The following is a 22,004-nucleotide window of genomic DNA, read 5'->3' as shown; positions in this document are numbered from 1 at the left end:
GGTCATCTCCATAGTGACTTTCAGACTGGCTTCAGTTTAATGGAGGGTGTTCAGGTAGGCAATAAGGTCCTGACGCTGGCTTTCCTTCTTCAAGCCGGGAAAGCTCATCTTGGTGCCTTTGACATAGGCCCGGGGCTTAGTCAGATAAATGTCCAGCTTTTCGTCATCCCAGACAATATTCATCCCTTCCATCGCCTTTGAATAATGGTATCCATCGACGGTAGCCGACTTGCGCCCGACTATGCCGAATAAATTCGGACCGGTTTTATTCGCTCCGCCCTTTTCAACTGTATGACAAACTTTGCATTTTTTGAAGACTTTCTCGCCTTTTTCTGCATCTCCGGCTGCCATCGCAGAGGTCGCCGCAAATGTCAGAGCTATCGATAGTCCAAGAGCGGTAAGTCCGAAATTTCTCATTATTTGTCTCCTGCGATCCTGATGGAAAAACCCGATATCCGATTTGGATATCATACCTCCTTTAGTGGCGACAGAGGCATAATGTCGCGGGCAGATTCTTCTTCGGAACACGATCCTTCACCTTCTCGTGAGCCGGTATTTTGTCAGGCCGAACTGTGCTTATAGTCTGGAAGTAATGGAAGGATACTTGGGCATATGAACGGCGCTATTAATCTTGACGATAAATTCTGCGGGACTTTAACGACTACGACTTCGGGTTTAAGAGAAATTCTCAGGGCATTTCCGCGCGAGAAGCTTGGCAGGATGAATGCGGCGGCGGATGAGATTCTGGAATGTTATCGCGTCCTCACGAAGGGCGGCTCCAATATAGTGGCTGAAATACTCCGTGGGCAGGGGACATTTTATGAATGGGATCATTACCCTGAAGGGGACGTGTATGATAGCGAGACCCATGCCCAGTATTATTATCACGCCCATCGAGAGACGGAACATGGTCATTTTCACACTTTCCTGCGTAAGAAGGGAATGCGTAGCGATGTTGCGCCGGTGCGCTATCACGGAAAGGCGGATTGGCCAACATCCGAAGACGAGATACTTTGTCATCTCATTGCCATTTCCATGGATAGTGCAGGCTTTCCCGTCACTCTTTTCACTACGAATCGGTGGGTAACAGGTGAAAACTGGTACGATAAAAGAGATGTGATCGGCATGCTGGATGATTTTGCGATTGATCACAGCACGCCATCCTGGCCCGCAAATCGCTGGCTCACCGCCATGTTGATCCTCTTCAGGCCACAGATCGAACAACTGATTGTTGGCCGGGATGCGCGGATTCTGGAGTGGCAGACGGCGCATCCCGACGAGGATGTGTTCGAAGAACGCGAACTGGAAATTACCAGTATTCTCGATATCAAGGTTGAAGATCAAATCCGGGCCGTAAAAGAAGTTGTTGAAGGACGGAAAGATTAAGGGAATTTTAATTCTATTTGGCAACACTGGACAGTGTAATTACCAGATGTATTGGAGCCAGTGTGTCAGATAGCGGTTCTCTAAGCCCAGCCGACGTCGAGCGGTTACTTACCGATCGGTCTCCGCTCGCGCGGGCGGAAACAATTGAAAAAATAGCAGGTGGTCTGGTCAAGCGCGTATTTACCGAAACAGAACGACGCGAGGCGGAGGAAATTTTCCGCCTGCTGGTCAATGACGCAGAAGTCATCGTACGCCAGACGCTGGCCGAGAACCTGAAATTTCTACCAGACCTGCCTCATGATATTGCAAAAAAGCTTGCCAGCGACATCGCCGATGTTGCAACACCGATCATTACCTATTCTGAAGTATTAAGTGAAGAAGATCTGTTTGAGATCATTAAATCTCAAACAGAGGTCCATCAATCAGCCGTCGCGAAGCGCCGGAAAGTTTCGGACGCGGTTGCGAGCAAACTTGTGGAAACAGGTTCGGACGAGGTGGTCGCCACTCTAATGGGAAACGACGGCGCGGAGATATCAGAAGAGACTTACGAAAAGGTTCTCGACCAGTTCGGCGACAGTGAAAAAATTAATGTGCCCATGGCTCACCGCAGCAAATTGCCGATCACGATTACCGAACGACTGGTCACGCTGGTTTCTGATGAATTGCGGGATCATCTCGTGCGTCACCATGAAATGTCACCCGGCATGGCAACGGACCTTATTCTTGAAAGCCGTGAAAAAACTATGATCGGCTTTATCAAGGATGGCGCGAGTCATGCGGAACTCGCCGAGCTTGTTGATCAGCTTCATAGCAACGGTCGTTTGACACCAACCATCATTTTGCGGGCCCTTTGCGTCGGGGATGTGGACTTCTTTGAAACGGCGATGGCCAAATTTTCGGACATTGCTGTCGCCAACGTTCATATTCTTGTTCATGATGCCGGTGGATCGGGACTAAAGCAACTTTGCGAGAAAACTCGAATACCGGGGGGACTTCAGAAAATTATGAAGGTTGGTCTTGAAGTTGCGGCTGAACTCGATTTTGATGGCGCCGCCGGGGATCGTGAACGATACAGAAATCAGGTGATCGAGCGTGTCCTTACTCATTTCCAGGACGAGTTCGATGGCGAAGATGTCGATTATCTAATTGCAAAACTCGGGCATAGTGAAGCGAGTGAAAACCGGGCTGCCTAATCTGCCCTAGAGCCGACGCGGGTTAAGTATAGCAAGCGCCTCGCAATATTTTCCGGCCTTACTATTTACGCCGAATTCCGATAACCGCGCCCGCCTGTTTGGGAACTGGCAGATTGTCTGTTCTTGCCTTGTATTGTTGAAGTGCGGCCTGAATGTTTTCAGGCATTGGCGTCGCTCTCGGACCCGTCTTGTCAATATGAAGGATCATTTGCTCCGAAGTGGCGGCCAGAAATCCCTTGTCTTGATGATACATTTCGAAAAACAGATGCATACGTTTCTGGTCCCAGTCGAGAACGCGTATATGCATCACCAGCGGATCGCCTTCATGTACTTCCTGAATATAGGTAACGTGGGTTTCGAGGACAAAACCCGTGCATCCAGCGCGATCACGGTAGTCAATCGTCAGGCCGATGTCGTCCAGAAACACGTCAAAGGACTGATCAAATACCAACACATAATACGCGACATTCATATGGCCGTTATAATCAATCCACTCCGGCAGGACCGGTTGATGGTGTAGGGCGTTCATTGCCGGGTTGCTCATCTATAACTTCCTGTTTTCATTGCGTCGCTTCGCCTCTTTATTCTTCTTTGAAATAGCGACCGAAAAGTATGATAATGTCTTTATTCACGGCTGACCAGTCCGGCCGTTGACGAAATAGAGGATTAGACGATGGCGACACGACATCCGGAAATGGATCAGGTCATAGAAAAACTAACAAAGCTGCTCGGAACGCGCTGTTCAACGGCTCAGGCAGTCCGGGACCAGCATGGCAAAGATGAAAGCTGGCATTTCCCGGAAGCGCCCGACGTGGTCTGTTTCGCGCGAAGCACAGAGGAAGTCTCAAGTATTGTCAAAATCTGCGCGGCCCATAAGGTTCCCGTAATTCCGTTTGGGGCGGGCACCTCGCTTGAAGGTCACATAACGGCTATTCATGGGGGCGTTTCTGTTGACCTCAATGAAATGAATGAAATTCTCCGTGTCAGTCCAGAGGATCTCGACTGTACCGTACAGCCCGGCGTAAGACGGAAGCAACTCAATGAGTTTTTGCGCGATACCGGGTTGTTCTTTCCAATAGATCCAGGAGCGGATGCGTCCATTGGTGGCATGGCGTCCACCCGCGCCTCGGGAACGAACGCCGTTAAATATGGCACAATGCGCGAAAATATCCTGAGCCTTAAAGTTGTTCTTCCAGACGGCCGGATTATTTCAACGGGCCGGCGGGCGAAGAAGAGTGCCGCAGGCTATGATTTGACCAAGCTCTATATCGGGTCTGAAGGAACACTCGGGATCATCACTGAAATCACGTTAAAACTTTATGGTATTCCAGAGGCGATATCCGCGGCGACAGTTTCCTTTCCGGATATTGAAGGCGCGATAAAGGCAGTTATCCTCACAATTCAATCCGGCATTCCTGTTGCCCGCATTGAACTGCTGGATGAAGTACAGGTTGATGCCGTCAATAAATATTCAGGACTTGATCTTACCGTTCAGCCCACGCTGTTTCTGGAGTTTCATGGCAGTAACGCTTATGTCAAGGAACAGGCGGAACAGGTCAGCGATATCTGTTCCGAATTCGGTGCCGAAGGGTTTAAATGGACAACCCAGGTGGAAGAGCGAAGCAAGCTTTGGCAGGCACGTCATGATGCCGCCTACGCCGCAATAGCCTTGCGCAATGGGGCGCAAATCTGGGCAACGGATGTTTGCGTTCCGATTTCCCGGCTTGCCGATTGTATTCTGGAAACCAAGAAGGACCTGAAAAACAGCTTTCTGATAGCCCCGCTAGTCGGTCATGTCGGCGATGGGAATTTCCATTTGTCTTTTGTGATAAAGAAGGAAAATCCCGAAGAACTTGCGGAAGCAGAGCGCCTCAACGGCCGATTGATCGAGCGGGCGCTTGCGATGGACGGGACCTGCACCGGCGAGCACGGAATAGGACTTGGCAAGATCAAATATATGGACCGGGAGCATGGGGAGGCTGTAAGTGTCATGGCCGCCATAAAGCAGGCGCTTGATCCTGATAACATTATGAACCCCGGAAAAATCATTCCGGCGCGCGCGGCCGAATAGCGGTGCCGCCTGAGGGTTTGCGAAAAACAGGAAAATGACTTTAAATTCTGCTTCATCCATTCTGTCGACGATCGCCTTCGATGCCGATGATACACTTTGGCAAAATGAATATTTTTTCCGGATAACGGAAGATAAATTTGCGTCCCTGCTCGGTGATTATGCGGGCGGTGATCATATCACCGAGAGGTTGCTGGCGGCCGAAAAACGGAACCTGGAGTTCTACGGCTATGGAATTAAGGGTTTTACGCTTTCCATGATTGAAACGGCAATTGACATCACCGACGATAAAGTCCCGGCCTCAGTGCTGCGTGAAATTCTTGAAACAGGCCGTGAGATGCTGCGCCATCCCGTTGAAACGCTTCCCCATGTTCACGAAACACTGAAGGAGCTTTCCAAGAGCTATAAATTGCTCCTAATCACGAAAGGGGATTTGTTCGATCAAGAGCGTAAACTCGCCCAATCAGGGCTCGGCGATTTGTTTGATGGCGTTGAGATTGTCAGCGAAAAATCAACGGAGACCTACGTCCGGATTTTTAACGCCCATGACTCAAGCCCGCATCACAGCATGATGGTCGGAAACTCGTTGAAGTCTGATGTCCTGCCGGCCCTTGAGGCGGGAAGTCGCGGTGTTTATGTTCCTCACGATCTTACCTGGTCGCATGAGCATGCAGAAACCCCAATAGATGAGCCTCGCTTTCACGAGATTGTGCATATGGGGGAACTCCGACGGCTGATTTCAGAATTACGATAACGACAGTTGCTATTGACAAACGGCAATGGTCCGGCGGTTGGGCAGGACCGTTGCTTTATCTCCGCAGGCATCATCCAGTTGTTCCTGCTCAAGGCCTTTAGTGTCCTTCAGGTTGGCGCCCGATAAATTGGCGCCCCAAAAGCTGGCATCTGACACGTTTGCATCGGTCAGATCGGCGTTAACGAGTTCGGTCCGGTAAAAATTCGCTTGCCTCAGATCCGCTTCATCCAGCCGCGCCCCTGTAAGGTTAGCCCGGGCGAAATTTGAATCCCGGAGTTCCGCCTTTGTCAATATGGTCTCGGACATGTTTGAGCGTTTAAAATTCCCGTCGGTTATTTTCGCATTGCTGAAATTCGCCCGGGCAAGATTGGCCCGCTTGAAGTTACCTTTACGAATATCCGCCTGCTGAAATTTTCCACCGGTAATATCGGCACTTTCAAAGTCCGCACCGCGTAGATCGGTTTGACGGAAATTCGCCCCCGTCATGGTCGCCTTTTCCATATCTGCTTCCTGCAGGATAGCACTTTCAAGATTTGCATCCGTCAAGATCGCCTTCTCCAGATCTGACCGGCGCATATCCGTGTTCTGAAGATTGGCATTGGTGAGGTTTATGAGCTTCATGATTGAATCTCTCATATTCGCGCCCTTCAAATAGGCGTCTTTAAGCACCATGGATTGCAATTTAGCTCCTCGCAGATCACAGCCTCCGCAACTGCCGGTCTCCCTCAGCGTTTTAAACTCGCTCGCATCAAAAGCCAGAACCCCCGTGCTTGTCAGGAAGGTAATCAGAACGGAAAGAACCAAAGTTCTCATTTACATTTACTCCAGCAAATTTGAATAGGGCGGTTATTCTACCTTAATCTAACAAATAAGTTTGTAAATTCAAATCCCTGTGCAATTTGACAACAGGTTCTGCGACTGCCACAATTCGAAGATAAGAAATAGAATAATCTGCATGAGCCATCCTTCCGGAGGCTCTGCTAACCAGGACTTGATCGACATGATAACGGCAATCCTCTGGGATTTTGGAGGGGTTTTGACAACGAGCCCATTCGAGGCTTTTTCACGATTTGAAAAGACACAGAACCTGCAACCGGGTTTTATCCGCAAAATTAATTCGACGAACCCAGATACAAATGCCTGGGCAAAGTTCGAGAGGAGCGAGGTTACGTTTGCCGAATTCGACAAGCTTTTCGAAGAGGAAGCCGTCGCCCTTGGCAATGCCGTTTCCGGAGCCGATGTCGTAAAATTGCTGGCAGGCAATCTTCGCCCGCGAATGGTCGAAGCCCTAAAAATTTGTCGGCAACAGTTTAACTGCACCTGTTTGACTAACAATGTGACCGCTGGCAAGGGACCGGGAATGATGCGGGATGAAAAGGCACTGATCGCTGTCAAGGATGTGATGGGCCTGTTCCGGCAGGTTATCGAATCAAGCAAGATAGGCCTCCGCAAACCGGATCCCAGAATCTATGAATATGCCTGTGAACAAATGGGGGTTGGTCCGGAACAGGTTGTTTATCTCGACGATCTCGGCATAAATTTAAAACCGGCGGCGAAAATGGGGATGAAGACGATCAAAGTGGTGAGTGAAGCGCAGGCGTTGGAAGACTTGGAAAGCGCGACCGGACTTCACTTTCCATAATGGGACGATGCACAGGTTATTTGGATGATGCGCGAAACACACCGTCCCATTCGTCAGGTGGCGGCGAGACCATGAATTCGTTGATCCGGTCCCGGTAAAGGCGCGCGAATTTTTCCAGCCGGGGATTTGTTGTGCCGACAATCTTGATCTGCGCAAGCGCGTCTTCCCATTTCCGCCGGCGATATAAATTCAGAAAAATTTCGATATTTGTGCTCGCCTCGATGTATTCCGGATTTTGAGTATGGGCCTCATCCCCGAGAAGGCCGTATATCTTCACGGCTTCCTCCTTGCCCTTCACCGCAATAAGGTCCAGCTCGATCATGGCGTAGCCCGGAATAGCGCCGGCGGTGCTTTCGCCAAGGATGATGCTGAAACCATACTCTTTCGTTTGTCCTTCAAGCCTCGATGCGAGATTTACCGGATCGCCGAGGACAGAATAATCAAACCGCTGTTCAGACCCCAGGTTACCGACAATGCACACACCGGTATTAAGGCCGATCCCGACGCGGAGTGGTTTAAATGCCCGATTTTCCGCTTCTGCCTCGCGCTTCAATTCAACATTCAGCGCGGCGAGCTTCCGTATCATTTTTAATGCGGCATCGACTGCATCCTTTGGATGCTGATCATTTTCCAGCGGGGCATTCCAGAAGGCCATGATCGAATCGCCCATGTATTTGTCGATAGTGCCGCTGTGATCGAGAATCTCGCTGGTCATGGGTGTCAGGAATCGATTGATCAGGTGAGTAAGGCCTTGTGGGTCATGTTTATATCCTTCCGATATGACCGTAAATTCCCTCACATCGCAGAACAGGAAGGTCATTTCCCGTTCCTCGCCGCCGAGGACGAGACTATCCGGGGAGGCGGACAGCCGCTTTACCAATTCCGGGGAAAGGTAATGGGCAAAAGCGGTCCGTATTCGGGTTCGCTCCTGCTCGGTACTAAGATAGTTGGCGTAGACTAGCGTGACATAGACGAGCGTCGACGCTGTCACCGTATAGCTTACATCGATCAGGACGGAGTGGTAGACAAAGAAGTAAATAGATGAGGAAATCGCGACTGTCGCAACAAGCACCAGCAACCCCAGGGTGGTTCGGGCGCCGACGAAGGGGACAAGAACGATCAGGGTGAGGCCGGTCAACAACGTGCCCAGCCATTCAAAGATCGCAATGAACTCAGGTCTGAATAAATAGGTTTGTGTCCAGATATTCTCGAGCATCTGTAGATGCATCTCGACGCCGGGCAGATTGGACGTCAACGGCGATGCCCTAAGGTCCTTCAGGCCCGTTGCCGACGTCCCCACAAGGACCAGTTTTCCCGCAAGTTCGCGATTATCGATAGTCCCGTTAATGACATCAACGGCAGAGACATAGAGCGCCGGATCATATTCGGAATATTTAATCCAGATACGGCCTTTTGTATCAGTCGGAACAAGTGTGCCGGCAACCTTAAATCCAATGATGCCATTTTCATTTGCCTGGATAACGACGTTGCGGCCTGTTGCAACCCGAAGCATATCGAGCGCCAAAGAGGGAATGATTTTATCACCAACCCGGTTGGCGAGGGGCACACGGCGCACGATACCGTCAAAATCCTGATCGAGACTGATCATCCCGCGGCCGGCAGCGGCCTGATCCAGTGTGTCAATATTCCCGATCAGGGAGGGAAAACTTTTCATATGCTCTCTGGGGTCCTGCCCGAGTACCGCGAAGGAAGGGATGCGCTCGAGTCCGTAATTATTGGCACCGTCACTGACGGGACTTACAGAAATACCGAGGACAACCCGGCTATTATGGATTTGCTCGGCAAACATGTCATCAAAAGACGGCAGGCCCGCCAACCGGGCTTTTGTCTCTGGGTCTAGCCCTTGAATATTTTCGGACATTTTGTCTGGAGAGAGGCGGTCAGATTCGGCGAATAGCATATCAAAGCCGATGACGGCGGCGCCGGCTTTGGTTGCATTTTCCACAAGTTTTGCAAGGTACGATCGCGGCCAGGGCCATTGGCCAAGTTTTAACAAGCTTTTTTCATCAATATCAATGACAACGACAGGACGGGGATATGTGACCTCGCGCGGCATTGACTGCTGGTAGAGATCAAAAACGCGATCGCGAAAATTCGACAGGAAAGGTGGATCGTAAATTTGCAGAAACAATGTTGCCGCCAATACGATCATCGCCGAAAATCGACCGCTTCTGGCAGTAAAAATCCACCGGAACGGCCGCAACATTGCTTTGATGGTGCGAGCTAATGCTCTATTTCCCATATAACTTCCATACGTCTTGCTGCCTTTGGCGCAAATCCACCAAGACCGTTAACTATAACAACCGAAAATTTTATGAATTTTGTTCATAATGTGTCATAGTTTAGCTATCACTATTATATTACCCCAAATAAGACGTTCAATATTAAGAATAACAGAGTTATGTACATAAAAAAGGACTATCGTATACAACTCTACTAAAGGAACATTCGGGCGGTTTTTCTGAAGTTCCAGAAATATTTTTACAGATCAATATATTCCGTGGATTGGTTTTATGCCATGAAAATTAATACAGGTGAGAGCGTGGATAGTAAAGCTGTGGCGGATTACCTGTCCAAGGGCGGCGAGACAATTCACCTCGGCGACGAAATACAGCCGCTTGTCGCGGAATATGGCCGGGATGGCACCGATTTAACCCTGACGGGCGATTCTGGCGAATATATTACTATCCATGATTATTTTGCATCTTTCCCCGGGGCTGATCTTATCACTGCGGGCGGCGCTCGAATCCCATCAGACCTTGTCAGCAGGTTGGCCGGTCCCGGACCGCAAGCGCAAACACAAACCATACAATCTGATGCAAATGGTCCAATCGGGGAGGTTACCGAGCTTTCCGGCAATGTCCACGCCAAGCATCCGGATGGGACGTCAGATGATCTTGTTCAGGGAGCGTCTGTTTTTCAAGGTGATATACTGGAGACTGCAAGCGGGTCTTCCTTCACGGTTATTTTTGTCGATGATACACAGTTTTCCATGGGCGAGAATGGACGGGCCGTTCTTGACGAAATGATTTACAGCCCGTCTACGGGGTCCGGTTCCTTTGGTATTTCTCTCCTTCAGGGCGTTTTTTCCCTGGTAAGCGGTCAGATTGCCAAGGACAATCACGACAATGTTGATATCAGAACGCCAGTGGGGACAATTGGTATTCGCGGGACCAGCTGGGCGGGCAACATCAAAAGCATCGGTGAAGAATCCATTTTCACGTTGTTTACCGGCGCCATTATTGTAACAAACGAAGCGGGTTCGCAGGTTCTCGATACCGCAAATCAATCTGTGATCGTGACCAGCTATTCGTCTCTGCCGAGCGTTCCTTTTATTGTAACGGGCGAGCAGCTTTTTGACATATATGGTGAAGCGCTGCGTCTGATCAATCCGGATTGGTTTGATGACGAGAAAAACTTCGATCCCGATAAAATCGCGCCGGAAGCAGGTGGCAGACGGGCATCCAATGGGGGTGGGGCAGGGTTTCAGGCCTTTTCGGAAGGGGGTATCGATGGCGGTGCGGCTATTGGAAACCTGCTGAAACCGGCGGGGTTGCTGGATCCGACAAATCTTCATTTTGATCAGCAGGAAAGCCGGGAGGAAGTTACCGGTGCTGGCCCGCAGACGAGTTTAAACGTTAATGCCATTATTGATCCGGAGTCGGGCAATGTAAATGTTTTTCAGGTTGTCGTGAGCCTCAATGCCGTCCTCAATGTCCCTGTGACTATCACGTATCAAATACGGAGCGGTTCAGCGACGGAGACGGATACGGGCTTACCGGGAGATGTGGACTTCGTTGGAGGTGGGAATGGCACTCTTGTAATTCCAGCGGGGGAGACTTCCGCCGGCTTTACGATCAACGTGACCGATGATGCCGTGATTGAGAACCAGGAATTCTTTATCGTCGCCCTGACCGGTGCCGACAATGCGGATATCAATGTGGCCTTTAGCCAGGCGGTGATCATCATCAATGATGACGATATCGGTATTGTGTCCCTCGGGGAGGTGACAGCCGGAAATGTTTTTCTGAGCGGGGATGTGGGAGTTATCACCGAAGACGCGGGGACGCTGACCTATCAGTTGATCCTTGATAAGGCCGTGGCGCCCGGAGTAACCGTTAGCGTTGATTACGTTCTTACCGGCACTGCCACGGCGGAAAGCGATTATGCGGCTGATGCTGTAAGAACTGCCACTTTCAATGGCGGGGTAGCCGGACTTGCTCCCGGGGCAACGGTGACTGTCAGTATCCCGATAATCGATGACAATCTTTATGAAGGTGCGGAAAGTCTGACGCTAACGCTGGTCGGCGGGTCAAGCAATTCATCTATTGACGCCTCATCCGGATCTTTCACGGTGATGATTGAGGATAACGATATTCCTATCGTGCTCGACAATTCGCCTGTTGTTGATCTGGATGAAGGATCGCCCGGTAATATTGTGGATGACGGAAGCCTGGGCATTGCCGGTGGAAGCGGGACTATTGCGGCCATTACCTTCAATACCGAACAAGCGGATTTCGACGCTGCCGGACTTACCTCCAATGGCGCGCCAGTTGTGCTCAATGGCCTGGGCACGAATACCCTGACCGGGATGGCTGATGGACAGCCCGTCTTCACCATTCTTCTTAATGCAGACGGGACTTATGACCTGACACTCAATGGGCCGGTTGATCATATCGGTTCGACCGGGGAAAACGTGCCCGCGCTGGACTTTGATTTGGCCTTTGTGGTGAATGACGTTAACGGCTCCTCGGCCGCGGGAACATTCCAGATTGATATTAGCGATAACGCGCCGTCCGCCGGTTTGGCGACCAACGTCATTGTCGATGAGGATGATCTGCCGGGGGGCAGTGATACGACGCCGGATGGGACGACGGTAACGGGAACCGTCACGCCGGATTTTGGCCTCGACGGTCCCGGTGGTGTTACTCTTGATATCAGTTCATTGCCTGAGTTGACGTCGCGCGGCGACCCGGTTGATTATAGTATCGCAACACTTGACGACGGAATCACACAACGCGTAACGGCGATGGCGCTCCCGGAAGAGGGGGCCCCGCGAACAGTCTTTGTCCTTGATTTAGCGCCCGCCGGAACTGGAGACAGTTACGGCTATTCCCTGACGCTCATCGATGCCATCGATCACGGGGCGTCGGGGCAGGATGCGCAAATACTAAATTTTGGCTACACAGTGGAAGATTATGACGGTTCTGTCGCCCATGGCAGCTTCACGGCAACCATTGTTGATGATGTTCCTATCGCCAGTCCGGACTCGCTGACATTGCAGGTGCCGGAACTTCCGGCATATGATCTGGTTTTTGTCCTCGATACCTCCGGATCGATGGATGAACTGGTGCCGGGGAATAACGGCGCCACCCGCATTGATGTTCTGAAGCAAGCCGTGACGAATGTTCTTGATGAGTATCAAGAGGCATCAAGGGCTGTTAATATCACTCTCATTTCCTTCGCGAGTGCCGCAAGTGTGGTCTATGAGGGCACTTCTGTTGCCGAGGCTCAGGCCTTTATCAATAATCAAGGGAACTTGACGACAGGGGGCCTGACAAATTACGCCGCCGCCGTCGCAGATACGCCGAACGGGGCCCAGGGCATTCTGGAAACCCATCTTGCAGACGCGACACTCACGGATTACAGCAAGATCACCTATTTTATTTCGGATGGCTCCCCCAGCGGTGCATCATCCGCCGTCCCAACGGCGAATGGAAATGCGTGGCAGGATTTTGTCGATAGCAACCATATCGAAGTCATCGCTGTCGGGTTGGGCAGCGGAATTAACACGGCTCAGCTCGCCAAGGTCGAAAATTTTGGAGATGACCCCACCCTTATTCTTAACCCGAACGACCTTGAAGGTTTTTTGGTGACAAGCGTCCCGGTTGTCGAGACGGATAATGTTGTGAGTTACGGAACGGTTGACCAACTGGGCGCTGACGGTGGCACGCTGACGACCCTGATATATAACGGCGCCTCCCATGACATTCCGCAAAATGGCGCCTCGTTGACGCTTGATACGGTATTGGGGGGGAGCATTGTCATCGATTCAAGCGGGAATTATACCTACACTGCTCCGCCAACGGTGGATCCGGGTGTCCAGGAAAGTTTCGAATATGTCCTGACAGACGGTGACGGTGATACCAGCAGTGCCATATTATCTTTTACCTTTGTCGAAAATATTGCCGGATCCGTTATTGCCTTTTCTTCCTTTGCGGCATTTTCCTCGACTATTGACGGGACGGACGGGAATGAGCATTTATTGGGAACCGGTGCCGATGAGCTGATTTTGGGGTTTGGCGGCAATGATATTCTTCAAGGAAATGGCGGCAACGATGTTCTTCAGGGCGGTGACGGGGCGGATAGCTTTGTTTTCAACGGGGCGGATTCGGGGAATGTTATCATTGCAGATTTCAGTCCAGCGGAAGATACAGTAAATCTCGATCAGCTTTTCGACGATCTTGGTATTCTGGCGGACGCTCGCGCTGAGGGCGATGCCTGGCATCTGTCGGAATTAGATGGCAAGGCAGCGATTTCTTTCGTTGCCGCAAACGCACCGACAATCGTGTTTGATAACTATGCTAATCCAGATATTCAGGCGCTCAATGATATCGCCGCAAAAATTGTGGTGGACGAATCTTAAGTCCGCGGTTTCCGGGATTTGAGCTGGCTGATTTTACGTTCTTCCCATTCCCGCGTTCTGTTGTTGACAGCAAAAATACGAATGGCGTCGACCAATAGCAGACAAGCAAACGAAGCTGCAGGCCATAGAACCCACCAGTTACTCGATGAGCTAAGGGCGTTTATGATGAAAAGAAATAGAATGATGGTGCCAAAAGTTATGGCCCGTCGATAAAACCCTGCCTGCCGCCGGACATATCTGCGAATGCGGGCATCGTCGTCATGATCTTTCGCGACTTTGCCGGATGGATTGACGTTCGGGACGTGTGACTCTGCTTCCGCAGGAAAAACTTCCGGGGATTCTGTCAAAGCAAGTGAGTAAACTGGAATTGGTTGCGCGATATTCTTGACCGTCTTATTCCCAAGAAATTCAAAGTGCCGAGGAAGCTTATTCTTCACCTGATCGAAGACGATACCGGAAATACATATTCCTCCGGCCGGGGCGAGCGCCTCCATCCTAGCGGCAACATTCACGCCCTCACCAAAAATATCGTCGCCTTCAATAATGACATCTCCAAGATTAATCCCGATACGATAGAGCATTTTATAGGCGGTCGGCAGATCCGCATTATCGGCGTTAATCTTATTCTGGACTTCAACTGCACATTGAACGGCTTTTACGACACTGGCAAATTCACCGACCAGACCGTCTCCCGTCATGTTAACGATGCGGCCACCATACTGATCAATGAAACCGCGAAAGATATCCCGTGTGATTTTGAGGCGGGTAAGCGTGTCGTCTTCGTCATTATTCATGAGCCGGCTATATCCGCAGACATCTGCGCATAAAATTGCCGTCAGCTTCCTATCCACCTCGGAGTTCATAAATTTTTTCTCTCCTGCGACAGGCCTTTCTTTAGTGATCGGAGGTCGCCAAAAATCTGCCATCCAGCCCAGTCGTAAAGGCCACCCCGGCAGGCGTTAGGATGATATCAGTATCCCAATTTTCACGAACTAAACCTTTGCGGGCAAGAGCAGTCCAGACGGATTTATTGCTCAATCCATTGGCATCCTTCGTCGAAACGACAAAATCCCCCACATGCATATGGTTTCCATGGCCATGGGGTAACCGGGTAATCCGAATGTCCTCACTATCCGGAACAGCCGTCGAACTGTCCGGATCGCGCGCGAGAAGCTGCAACAGCATCAGCGTCTTGCTCTGTAAGGCGTTTAATTTTATGCGTTTCATTTCTTCGGTCATGATTTCTCGCAAGATATTAAATTCTGGTGATAAATTCAGAAATAGCCTTTCCGATTTCATCGGGGCTGTCTTCTTGAATAAAATGCAGGCCCTTGACGGTTACTTCCATCTGGTTTGGCCAACTGCGGCAGAATTCGCGCTGCGGCCCGATGAGAATGGAACCGGGATCGGCATTGATGAAAAGTTTGGGGAGATCTGACTGGCTGAGCCATGCCGAATATTCGTCGACGATTTGAACAACTTCTTCTGGCTCGCCCGCGATAGGAATTTCGCGTGGCCAGGTTAAGGTCGGTCGCCTGTCCTCTCCGGCTTTTCGGAACGGCCGCGCATATTCACGCTGTTCTTCTTCTGCCAGTTCCCGAAGGATGGAGGAGGGAAGAACACGCTCAACAAAAAAATTCTTCTCCAGTATGAGTTCTTCTCCTGCCGGGCTGCGGAACGCCTGAAATATGTTCCGTGCGGCATCGGGCCAGTCATCCCAACTCGCGATTGATTGGACAATCGCCTCCATATAGGCGATGCCCTTCATCGCATCCTGATTTTGATAGGCCCAGTCAAAGCCTAGCGCTGATCCCCAGTCGTGGACGACAAGCGTGACGTTCTTATCAACCATGAGATAGCCGAGAAGATCTGCCAGGAAAGCCCGATGTTCCTTAAACGTGTATTTGTCCGGCCCGCTATCCTGGAGTTTTTCTGAATCGCCCATGCCGATAAGATCGGGGGCGATTAATCGGCCTCGGTGTTCTAGATGTGGCATAACATTTCGCCAAAGGTAAGACGACGTCGGGTTTCCATGTAAAAATACAATTGGATCGCCTTCGCCTTCCTCAATATAGGACATTTTAAGTCCGCGAATTGTCGCCGATTTCTTTTTATATCTGGTTTCTGCTGTCATATTGCGCATGTTCTCCGGTTGCTGCGAACGGACATCCTTCTAGGGTGATAATAACGCGGCAAGAAGACGTTGCACAGCAAAAGAACTTAGCTTGGAACAAATCGAAGCGGGACGGAAACGATTGTCGCAATATCAGGAAGGACGGGTTTGATGTCTCTGGTAGGATGTTACTATCTTTTTCACGTCATCCACCGTAAGCCCATCCCGCTTCAGAACAGCCAGCATAATCGGGTCGGTGAGCAAGTCTTTCAACGCTGGCTCAGGATACTTTTGTAAACCGGACTCCATCTTTACCTCATCATGCTTGTTGTCGTGAATCGCATGGTCATTCATTAGAAGCAAGTTAGGACATTTTTATGACATCAGTTTGGTAATTATAGACGAAAATCGTAAATAAATGCCTAAATTCAGATGCTGTCATCGTCCTTGTCGGTCGGTAGCCGTTCCAATTTTTTTTGATCCAGCTGGAGGGTATTCTTCGACTTCTGATCCTTGTCCGATTTTTTCTCGGTCGATGTGCGTCCGAAAAGTATTCGATTCTCGCGCGCCTTCTTTTCAGTAATCTTGCGATCATGTTTCTTACGAAATTGATTTAGACTAACCACGTCACCCATAGCCAATATCATCCCGGTAATTGCAAGCCCTGACTCATTATATAGGAACGCCGTAAGCTATTCCTCATATATTTTTTGGTTCGCCCAATTTTGATTTTCTTTGGATAAGGTCCTCGAGGACATATAGACGAATGGCGCTGGAAACATTGCCCTCTCTGTTTTCATCGATGAGGGTAACTAGTTCGTTGATGCTGAGCGTCTCCCGATCCGCAATCTGCCGCAGCAATTCCCAGAATTTGCGCTCGAGAGAAATACTGGTCTGGTGACCGGCAATTTTCACAGAATGCTTGATTATGGTTGCCGGCACTCTTCTGGTCCTAGCCCACTTTTTCAGGCGTATTCCGCTTGCGGGCAAAAAAATCATTGCCTTTGTCATCCATGACGATAAAGGCTGGAAAATCCTCGACCTCGATGCGCCAGATTGCTTCCATACCGAATTCCTCGAAAGCCTGAACCTCAACTTTCTTGATATTATTCTGGGCGAGAACGGCGGCGGGACCACCGATAGATCCCAGATAAAAGCCGCCATGCTTGTGACAGGCGTCAACCACCGCCTTACTGCGATTACCTTTCGCCAGCATTACCATGCTTCCACCCTCGGCCATAAACTGATCGACATATCCATCCATCCGTCCGGCCGTTGTCGGACCAAAGGATCCGGAAGCGTATCCGGTTGGTGTTTTTGCGGGCCCTGCGTAATAAACGATGTGATCCTTGAAATACTGGGGCAGGCCTTCGCCCGATTCTAGTAACTCGCGAAGTTTGCGGTGGGCAAGGTCGCGGGCGACAATGATTGTGCCGCTGAGGCTCAATCGCGTTTTGATCGGGTATTCCGAAAGCGTTGCCAGAATTTCACTCATTGGCCGGTTCAAATCGATTTTTACCACGTCGCTGCTGAGAGCTATCTCGGGAATATCCGGCATGTATTTGGCGGGATTGGTTTCGAGTTGCTCCAGGAAAATGCCATCTTTGGTGATTTTTCCTTTTACCTGACGGTCTGCGGAACAGGAAACGCCAATACCGATCGGGACACTTGCCCCGTGGCGTGGCATGCGAACGACGCGGACGTCGTGGCAGAAATATTTGCCGCCAAACTGGGCGCCAATACCGATGCCCTGCGAGATTTTAAGAATTTCCTTTTCCATTTCCACATCGCGGTAGGCATGGCCATATTCGTTTCCGGATGTGGGGAGCTCGTCATAATATTTGGTTGACGCGAGTTTGACTGTTTTCATGGTGTCTTCGGCGGAGGTTCCGCCGATTACGATTGCCAAATGGTAGGGTGGGCAGGCGGCTGTGCCGAGTTCTATCATTTTCTCTTCAATAAATGGAACCAGCCTGTCGGGCGTCAGGACGCTCGGGACCGCCTGATGCAGGAAGGACTTATTCGCCGATCCGCCACCCTTGGTGAGAAACAGAAATTCATAGGCCGACCCGTTCGTCGCATAGATATCGATCTGTGCCGGAAGGTTCGTTCCGGTATTTTTTTCGTCAAACATGGAAAGCGGCGCGAGTTGGGAATAGCGCAAATTGGTTTCAGTGAAGGTCTTGTAAACACCGCGGGAAAGCTGCTCCTTGTCCGTGCCATCGGTCCAGACATACTGGCCTTTCTTTCCCATGATGATGGCGGTACCCGTATCCTGACATCCGGGCAGGATCATGCCAGCGGCAATATTGGCATTTTTCAGGAATTCAGTTGCAACAAACTTGTCGTTTTCCGAGGCTTCGTCATCTTCGAGAATTCGGGCCAGTTGCTGAAGATGGGCAGGGCGTAGAAGATGGGATATGTCATGAATAGCCTCTGCGGTGAGCAGGGAGAGGGCCTCCGGTTCAACCTTTAAAATCTCATGGCCATCAACCGTGATTGTCGAGACAAATTTATCGGTCAGTTTTCGGTAGGGTGTGGTGTCTTCGCCGAGAGGAAACATTTCCTGGTAATGGAATTCTGGCATTTGAACGCTTTCAACTTGGGGAACTAAACAAGGTGATGAAGGCCCATTTCGGTCCTTGGTTTTATTTTTTGCGGAAGGCGTCGAGGGTGATAACTTCGCCCTGCTTTTCGGGCGGTGTTTCGTCCTCATCGCTCTTAACGGTATTGTCAGCAAGTTCGTCGATGTCTTCCAATGGGGTGCTTTCCGGGGTTGAGATGTTTCCCGCATTGAATTGTAGACCAAACTGGACGGACGGGTCGGCAAATGCGGTTAAAGCCGCGAAAGGAACCGTCAATGTTTCGCGCTTATGATTAAAGCTTAAATCGACGCTGAAATAGGCTTGTTCGACAACGATATCCCAGAACTGGTGTTGCAGGACGATCGTCATTTCATCCTTATACCGGTCGGACAAGTGTTTGGGCAGTGAGACGCCGGGATATCGGGTTTTGAAGGTAATATAAAAATGCTGGTTATTAGGAAGGCCATGCTTTCCAACATATCGCAATGAATCGCGAACAACTTCCATGAGAGCCTTCTCAACCATCTCATTATAATTGATATCGTCAGTCATGTTCCGATTATTCTCCCGTATCCGCATGATACGATTGTTTATAACATTGCGAACCAGTTTTGCGTATATATTTCCAGATCATCCTGGAAGGTAGTGGAGGGGCTTCTGTTGCCAGGTGCCCCCCCGAACCCCGTGTAGTGCGATTAAGCAGCTACGGCAAATGCTTCGTTATTATCGTTAGCATTTATAGATTTGACCCCGTTATACGGTGGTATCATGCCGGGCAAAAATTACATCTTTACTGCGCGCGTCGAGCCTATTTCGCCCCCATCAAAAACACAGACCAATTGGACTATCTGTATTTATGGTGGAGGCGCCGGGTACCGCCCCCGGGTCCGCAACGTTTATGCCATGCAACGTTTATCGCCATAGTTGGTTTCCCAACATACTTAATATAAGGGCTCCTGCCTGATATTGAAAGAGGCCTTTTCGTCAATTTTTTGTTAATGGTTAATTCGCTGCAGAACGATAAAACTATGGTCGAACATGTCTTTTTCGGATTTCTTGTGCAGGATGCGGGAGACCTCGCGCCAATCAGCGGGATCAATTTCTGGTAAGAAGATGTCTCCCGCCACGTCTGCATGCACTCGGGTCAGGTACAGGCGGTCCAGCTTATCCTGGCATTGCCGGTAAATCTCCGCACCGCCGATTATGATCATTTCATCCGCGTTGACTTCCCTTGCCGCCTTGCGTCCCGCCTCGAGAGCGTCCGACACCGAATGGACAACAATCGCGCCATCCTTTTTAAAGTCGGGGCTGCGGGTGACGATTATATTCGGTCTCCCCGGCAGCAAAAAGGGCAGGGATTCAAATGTTTTGCGCCCCATAATAACCGGCTTCCCCATAGTCGTTGCCTTGAACCATTTGAGGTCGTTTGACAGTCGCCACGGCAGACCGTTGTCGAGGCCAATGACGTTATTTTCTGAAACGGCGAACATGGCGGAGAGGGTGATTTTTGTCACAAGCGGCCCTTAAACGGCGACTTTGGCCGGGATATGTGCGGCGGGTTGGTAGCCAACGAGTTCGAAGTCATCGAAGGTAAAGGCAAAGATATCCTGGACGGCGGGATTAACCCGAAGCGTCGGAAGCTTGTCGGGACGGCGGTTAAGCTGTAAATCCGCCTGTTCCAGATGATTGGCGTACAAATGGGTATCGCCGAAGCTGTGGATAAATTCACCGGGCTCGAGACCGCAGACCTGTGCCACCATCATCGTCAGCAGCGCGTATGAGGCAATATTGAACGGGACACCAAGAAAGACATCGGCACTGCGCTGGTAAAGCTGGCAGGACAGCTTGCCTTCGGCCACATAAAACTGGAACAGGCAATGACAAGGGGGCAACGCCATTTTGTCGACTTCCGCCGGGTTCCAGGCGCTGACGATCAGCCGCCGGGAATTGGGATTGGTGCGGATCTGCTCAACCAGGTTGCTGATCTGGTCTATTGTGCGTCCGTCGCCAGCAGGCCACGACCGCCATTGAGAGCCGTAAACCGGTCCGAGATCGCCCTTCTCATCCGCCCATTCATCCCAGATGCGTACGCCGTTATCCTGCAGGTATTTGACATTTGTATCGCCGGCGAGAAACCACAGAAGTTCATGAATAATGGATTTCAAATGCAGTTTCTTGGTCGTCAGCATGGGAAATCCCGCCGCTAGATCAAACCGCATCTGGTGACCAAAAATACTGTAGGTGCCAACCCCCGTCCGGTCCGCCTTGAGGACGCCGTCGTCACGAACGGTTCGAAGAAGGTCAAGATATTGCTGCATAGAGTGATGTCCCGATCAGGGCTAAAATACTTGAATAAAGATTATCCCACTTTCGTGCCATGATAAATCATAACAGCGTGCCTTGTCAGGGGAAAACAGGCTTCTTCTGGATTTAAAGCCTTAGGATAATTAACCGGTTAAATTATATTTATTCTATTTTCTCATCCAGAAACGCCCGGCCCTCGCGGTCTTCGATTTCCAGAACCCAGAGATCGGGGTCGAACTTGACCTGCCGTTCGATATAGGCATCGGCGTCGGTCTCCCCAACCCAGTCGGCCCCGGTGCCGCGAAGCCACTGGCGTGAACCGGTTTCAAAATTGGTTGTTGGGGTGAGGACCATGCAGCCGGGACCCAAACGATTAATCTTGATGAGCACGGACCCGGCCGTATCATCGCCGCGTCGGGTCACCATCACTGGCACATTCTGCTGGGCACATTTGCGGATATGGGCCTTGACCCAGATTTCGGCTTTCAGGCGGGGTTCCAGAATCTATCCTCTATTCAGCGGGGGTGTGTATTTGGGATATCAGGATTTCATCGCGCAGTCTCAACATTCTGTTGCGCATGTGTAGGTCGCCGCTCAATTCGAAACCCCGAGCTGATTTTTCAAGCAAAGGCAAGGCATCCTCGCCATATTTCTCAACATAATGGCGGGCCACTTCGCCGGTCAGTTCATGAATCTCACGAATATCTTTATGCACCGTCATCCGAGCCGTCGAACCTCCTGATGCCTAGGGCAACCGACAACATGATCATTGACCATACCAACCGCCTGCATGAAGGCATAGACAATGGTCGGTCCGACAAACTTGAATCCCCGTTTTTTCAGGTCTTTTGAAATTCTCTGGCTGAGCTCTGTTTCGGCCGGAACAGCGGCCATGGATGTGCGGTTGTTCTGCAAAGGCCTGCCATCAAGATATTGCCAGAGAAGATTTGAAAACCCCTCTTCCTTCTCCTCAATCTCAAGGAAAAGCTTCGCCCCGGCGATAGTCCCTAGAATTTTGGCGCGATTGCGGACGATGCCGCTGTTTTGCATCAGTTCCTCAACCTTGGCCTCGTCATAACGGGCAATAATGGCCGGATCAAATCCGTCGAAGGCGACTTTAAAATTCTCTCTTTTGCGTAAAATTGTGATCCAGGAGAGGCCGGCTTGAAATCCGTCGAGAATAAGCTTCTCATACAAGGCTTGGCTGTCATATTCGGGCACGCCCCATTCCTCGTCATGATAGGCTTTATAGAAAGGATCCTCTCCGTACCAAGTGCATCCATCACTCATAT

The 22,004-nt window shown here is 50.5% G+C and carries 22 protein-coding genes and 1 other RNA gene; 6 read left to right on the top strand and 17 right to left on the bottom strand.

The genetic code is table 11. The features are described 5' to 3' along the window. Window positions 1-36: 36 nt before the first annotated feature. The gene (locus ACESNI_RS08810; protein ID WP_373086170.1) at window positions 37-417 is read right to left on the bottom strand and encodes a cytochrome c family protein; all 381 of its coding nucleotides are present in this window, start codon (window positions 415-417) and stop codon (window positions 37-39) included. A 195-nt stretch (window positions 418-612) separates the two neighbouring features. On the opposite strand from ACESNI_RS08810, the gene ACESNI_RS08805 reads away from it, so the two are divergent. Both ACESNI_RS08805 and ACESNI_RS08800 read left to right on the top strand, forming a co-directional pair. Continuing rightward, window positions 613-1,386 carry a hypothetical protein gene (locus ACESNI_RS08805; RefSeq protein ID WP_373086169.1) on the top strand — a complete coding sequence of 258 codons (774 nt, stop codon included), beginning with the start codon at window positions 613-615 and terminating at the stop codon, window positions 1,384-1,386. 62 nt (window positions 1,387-1,448) lie between these two features. Beyond that, entirely contained in the window at window positions 1,449-2,579 is a 1,131-nt protein-coding gene (locus ACESNI_RS08800) for a DUF2336 domain-containing protein (protein WP_373086168.1), read from the top strand. Between the two features lie 61 nt (window positions 2,580-2,640). Here the strand turns inward: ACESNI_RS08800 and ACESNI_RS08795 are convergent, their stop codons facing one another. After that, the gene (locus tag ACESNI_RS08795) at window positions 2,641-3,123 is read right to left on the bottom strand and encodes a thioesterase family protein (protein WP_373086167.1); all 483 of its coding nucleotides are present in this window, start codon (window positions 3,121-3,123) and stop codon (window positions 2,641-2,643) included. Between the two features lie 129 nt (window positions 3,124-3,252). Here ACESNI_RS08795 and ACESNI_RS08790 point away from each other — a divergent pair, with 129 nt between their 5' ends. Together ACESNI_RS08790 and ACESNI_RS08785 are read left to right on the top strand one after the other, a co-directional pair. Continuing rightward, on the top strand, window positions 3,253-4,650 hold the full coding sequence (locus ACESNI_RS08790) for an FAD-binding oxidoreductase (RefSeq protein WP_373086166.1): 1,398 nt from the start codon (window positions 3,253-3,255) through the stop codon (window positions 4,648-4,650). Window positions 4,651-4,684: 34 nt separating this feature from the next. Beyond that, window positions 4,685-5,401, top strand: coding sequence for an HAD family hydrolase (locus ACESNI_RS08785; RefSeq protein ID WP_373086165.1), 717 nt, complete (start codon window positions 4,685-4,687; stop codon window positions 5,399-5,401). Window positions 5,402-5,410: 9 nt separating this feature from the next. On the opposite strand, the gene ACESNI_RS08780 is transcribed toward ACESNI_RS08785, so the two are convergent. Next, window positions 5,411-6,214 carry a pentapeptide repeat-containing protein gene (locus ACESNI_RS08780; RefSeq protein WP_373086164.1) on the bottom strand — a complete coding sequence of 268 codons (804 nt, stop codon included), beginning with the start codon at window positions 6,212-6,214 and terminating at the stop codon, window positions 5,411-5,413. Window positions 6,215-6,356: 142 nt separating this feature from the next. Between ACESNI_RS08780 and ACESNI_RS08775 the strand changes: the two genes are divergently transcribed. Further along, window positions 6,357-7,043: an HAD-IA family hydrolase gene (locus ACESNI_RS08775; RefSeq protein ID WP_373086163.1), complete on the top strand. Its 687-nt coding sequence runs from the start codon at window positions 6,357-6,359 to the stop codon at window positions 7,041-7,043. A 16-nt stretch (window positions 7,044-7,059) separates the two neighbouring features. Here ACESNI_RS08775 and ACESNI_RS08770 read toward each other — a convergent pair whose 3' ends face one another. Next, entirely contained in the window at window positions 7,060-9,306 is a 2,247-nt protein-coding gene (locus tag ACESNI_RS08770) for a CHASE2 domain-containing protein (protein WP_373086162.1), read from the bottom strand. 276 nt (window positions 9,307-9,582) lie between these two features. Here ACESNI_RS08770 and ACESNI_RS08765 point away from each other — a divergent pair, with 276 nt between their 5' ends. Next, window positions 9,583-13,710, top strand: a complete 4,128-nt coding sequence (locus ACESNI_RS08765; protein ID WP_373086161.1) for a Calx-beta domain-containing protein — start codon at window positions 9,583-9,585, stop codon at window positions 13,708-13,710. On the opposite strand, the gene ACESNI_RS08760 is transcribed toward ACESNI_RS08765, so the two are convergent. The 13 genes from ACESNI_RS08760 to ACESNI_RS08700 form a co-directional block, all read right to left on the bottom strand. Next, window positions 13,707-14,573: an adenylate/guanylate cyclase domain-containing protein gene (locus tag ACESNI_RS08760; RefSeq protein WP_373086160.1), complete on the bottom strand. Its 867-nt coding sequence runs from the start codon at window positions 14,571-14,573 to the stop codon at window positions 13,707-13,709. The two genes, ACESNI_RS08765 and ACESNI_RS08760, sit on opposite strands and share 4 nt — an antisense overlap. Window positions 14,574-14,604: 31 nt before the next feature. Then, on the bottom strand, window positions 14,605-14,949 hold the full coding sequence (locus ACESNI_RS08755) for a hypothetical protein (protein WP_373086159.1): 345 nt from the start codon (window positions 14,947-14,949) through the stop codon (window positions 14,605-14,607). 16 nt (window positions 14,950-14,965) lie between these two features. Further along, entirely contained in the window at window positions 14,966-15,844 is an 879-nt protein-coding gene (locus tag ACESNI_RS08750; protein ID WP_373086158.1) for a haloalkane dehalogenase, read from the bottom strand. 407 nt (window positions 15,845-16,251) lie between these two features. Continuing rightward, window positions 16,252-16,458 carry a DUF4169 family protein gene (locus ACESNI_RS08745; RefSeq protein ID WP_373086157.1) on the bottom strand — a complete coding sequence of 69 codons (207 nt, stop codon included), beginning with the start codon at window positions 16,456-16,458 and terminating at the stop codon, window positions 16,252-16,254. A gap of 64 nt (window positions 16,459-16,522) precedes the next feature. Next, on the bottom strand, window positions 16,523-16,765 hold the full coding sequence (locus ACESNI_RS08740) for a ribbon-helix-helix domain-containing protein (protein WP_373086156.1): 243 nt from the start codon (window positions 16,763-16,765) through the stop codon (window positions 16,523-16,525). Window positions 16,766-16,775: 10 nt separating this feature from the next. Then, window positions 16,776-18,410: a fumarate hydratase gene (locus ACESNI_RS08735; protein ID WP_373086155.1), complete on the bottom strand. Its 1,635-nt coding sequence runs from the start codon at window positions 18,408-18,410 to the stop codon at window positions 16,776-16,778. A 61-nt stretch (window positions 18,411-18,471) separates the two neighbouring features. After that, window positions 18,472-18,960 (bottom strand): SspB family protein, encoded by a 489-nt coding sequence (locus tag ACESNI_RS08730; RefSeq protein ID WP_373086154.1) that lies wholly within the window; start codon window positions 18,958-18,960, stop codon window positions 18,472-18,474. A gap of 92 nt (window positions 18,961-19,052) precedes the next feature. Beyond that, window positions 19,053-19,384, bottom strand: a transfer-messenger RNA (tmRNA) gene (gene ssrA, locus ACESNI_RS08725). A gap of 19 nt (window positions 19,385-19,403) precedes the next feature. Next, the gene (locus ACESNI_RS08720) at window positions 19,404-19,922 is read right to left on the bottom strand and encodes a dihydrofolate reductase (RefSeq protein WP_373086153.1); all 519 of its coding nucleotides are present in this window, start codon (window positions 19,920-19,922) and stop codon (window positions 19,404-19,406) included. A gap of 9 nt (window positions 19,923-19,931) precedes the next feature. Continuing rightward, window positions 19,932-20,726, bottom strand: a complete 795-nt coding sequence (locus tag ACESNI_RS08715; protein WP_373086152.1) for a thymidylate synthase — start codon at window positions 20,724-20,726, stop codon at window positions 19,932-19,934. Between the two features lie 148 nt (window positions 20,727-20,874). Next, the gene (locus tag ACESNI_RS08710) at window positions 20,875-21,189 is read right to left on the bottom strand and encodes a DUF1491 family protein (RefSeq protein WP_373086358.1); all 315 of its coding nucleotides are present in this window, start codon (window positions 21,187-21,189) and stop codon (window positions 20,875-20,877) included. A 34-nt stretch (window positions 21,190-21,223) separates the two neighbouring features. Continuing rightward, window positions 21,224-21,433, bottom strand: coding sequence for a hypothetical protein (locus tag ACESNI_RS08705; protein WP_373086151.1), 210 nt, complete (start codon window positions 21,431-21,433; stop codon window positions 21,224-21,226). Continuing rightward, on the bottom strand, window positions 21,430-22,002 hold the full coding sequence (locus ACESNI_RS08700; RefSeq protein ID WP_373086150.1) for a DNA-3-methyladenine glycosylase I: 573 nt from the start codon (window positions 22,000-22,002) through the stop codon (window positions 21,430-21,432). Before ACESNI_RS08700 ends, ACESNI_RS08705 begins: the two co-directional genes overlap by 4 nt. Between the last annotated feature and the right edge of the window lie 2 nt (window positions 22,003-22,004).

The organism is Sneathiella sp., assembly GCF_041689005.1.
Lineage (GTDB): Bacteria > Pseudomonadota > Alphaproteobacteria > Sneathiellales > Sneathiellaceae > Sneathiella.
This window is presented reverse-complemented; position numbering and strand designations above follow the sequence as displayed.